This is a genomic window from Candidatus Chloroploca sp. Khr17 (assembly GCF_004138165.1).
Classification (GTDB): domain Bacteria; phylum Chloroflexota; class Chloroflexia; order Chloroflexales; family Chloroflexaceae; genus Chloroploca.
This window is the reverse complement of record NZ_RYFF01000135.1, coordinates 1-2,559: the sequence shown is the minus strand read 5'-3', so window position 1 is coordinate 2,559 and position 2,559 is coordinate 1. Positions and strand designations below refer to the sequence as shown.

Here is a 2,559-nt window from a genome sequence, read left to right as displayed (position 1 = left end):
CTCGCAGGCGTCACCACGATCACCAACACCGCCGCCATCAGCGGCACCAACGATCCTGGCTCGTCCTCGAACGACGAAACCACGCCCGTCACCGCCGCGCCCGATCTCGTCATCACCAAGACCGACAACGACCGCAGCACGGTTCCGGGTGGGCTGATCACCTACACGCTGCGCTACACCAACACCGGCAACCAGCAGGCCGTGGGCGTCGTCATCAGCGAGACCGTGCCCGTCAGCACAAGCTTTGTCAGTGAAGGCAGTGACGCCTGGGATTGCACCAGTGCCCCGCGCTGCACCCTGACTATCGGCAACCTCAACGCCGGGGCCTCTGGCAGCGCCACCTTTATCGTGCGCGTGGCCGACCAACTGCTCGCAGGCGTGGAGACGATCACCAACACCGCCGCCATCAGCGGCACCAACGATCCTGGCTCGTCCTCGAACGACGAGACCACGCCCGTCACCGCCGCGCCCGATCTCGTCATCACCAAGACCGACGACAACCGCACCGTGACCACGGGCGACCTGATTACCTACACGCTCACCTACACCAACGTCGGCAACCAAGACGCGACGGGCGTCGTCATCACCGAGACCGTGCCGACCTACACCACCTTCATCACGCCGACCGGTTGGACATGCAACAGCGGCACCTGCACCTACCCGGTGGGCGACCTTGCCGTCAACCTCACCGGTACCGTCACCTTTGTGGTGCAGGTGGATGCGAGTCTGCCTGCGGGCGTCAATAGCATCTTCAACACCGTCGTCATCACTGACGACCTTCGCAATGGTAACGACCCAACCCCCGAGAATAACGACGACGACGAGACCACCCCCGTCACTGCCGCCCCAACGCTCGTCATCACCAAGACCGACAACGACCTCAGCACGGTTCCGGGTGGGCTGATCACCTACACACTGACCGTGACCAACACCGGCAACCAGGCGGCCGCAGGCGTGGTCATCACCGAGACCGTGCCCGCCAATACGAGCTTTGTCAGTGACGGCAGTGACGCATGGAACTGCAGCAGCGCTCCGCTCTGCACCCTGAATATCGGCACGCTCAATGCCGGAGCCACGCTCACCCGCACCTTCATCGTTCAGGTGGACACCCCGTTGCCCAACGGCATCACGACCATCACCAACACCGCCCGCATCGGGGGCACCAACCACCCCGAAGGTTCCTCGAATACCGAGACTACCCCGGTCGAAGCCGCGCCCGATCTCGTCATTACCAAGACCGACGGCGGGATCACCGTGGAGCCAGGCGACCTGATCACCTACACGCTCACCTATCGCAACGTCGGCAACCAGGACGCGACCGGCGTCACCATCACCGAGACGGTTCCGCTTTACACGAGTTTTGTCAGGGCCGGCAGCAGTACAGGCTGGGATTGCGCCGACGGCAGTCCATCCGGGACAACCTGTGTCTATACCCGCACAGCATTGGGAGCCGGGAGCACCCTGACCCGCACCTTCGTGGTGCAGGTGGATGCAAGCCTGCCCGCTGGCATCACGACCATTACCAACACCGTTGCCATCACTGACGACGGCACCAATGGCGACGACCCGACCCCGTTGAATAACGAGGCCGACGAGACCACCCCGGTGACGGCCGCGCCCGATCTCGTCATCACCAAGACCGACGACGATCGCACGGTGACGACGGGTGGGCTGATCACCTACACGCTCACCTACACCAACGTCGGCAACCAGGATGCCACGGGCGTCATGATCACCGAGACCGTGCCGACCTACACCACCTTCATTACACCGACCGGTTGGACGTGCAACAGCGGCACCTGCACCTACCCGGTGGGCGACCTCGCCGTCAACATCACCGGTACCATCACCTTCGTGGTGCAGGTGGATGCAAGCCTGCCTGCGGGTGTCACGACCATTACCAACACCGTTGTCATCGCCGACGACGGGCTGAACGGCCCCGAGATCAGGCTGGACAACAATGATGACGACGAAGTCACGCCCGTCACCGCCGCGCCCGACCTCGTCATCACCAAGACCGATGACGACATCACCGTGACCACGGGTGACCTGATCACCTACACGCTGACCTACACCAACGTCGGCAACCAGGATGCGACGGGCGTCGTCATCACCGAGACCGTGCCGACCTACACCACCTTCATCACGCCGACCGGTTGGACGTGCAACAGCGGCACCTGCACCTACCCGGTGGGCGACCTCGGTGTCAACCTCACCGGTACCGTCACCTTCGTGGTGCAGGTTGATCCGAGCCTGCCCGCGGGCGTCACGACCATCACCAACACTGTCGTCATCGCCGACGACCGCACCAATGGCGACGACCCGACCCCGTTGAATAACGAGAACGACGAGGTCACGCCCGTCACGGCGGCCCCGAACCTCGTCATCACCAAGACCGACGGCGGGATCAGCACGGTTCCGGGTGGGCTGATTACCTACACGCTCCGCTACACCAACACCGGCAACCAGCAGGCCGTCGGCGTCGTCATCAGCGAGACCGTGCCGGTCAGCACGAGCTTTGTGGCCGCTGGGAGTGACGCCTGGGACTGCACCAGCGCC

The 2,559-nt window shown here is 63.8% G+C and carries 1 pseudogene; it reads left to right on the top strand.

The annotated features are described in order from the left end of the window. Positions 1-2,559 (top strand): annotated as a pseudogene (locus EKD05_RS25320) (DUF11 domain-containing protein); the annotation flags it as partial.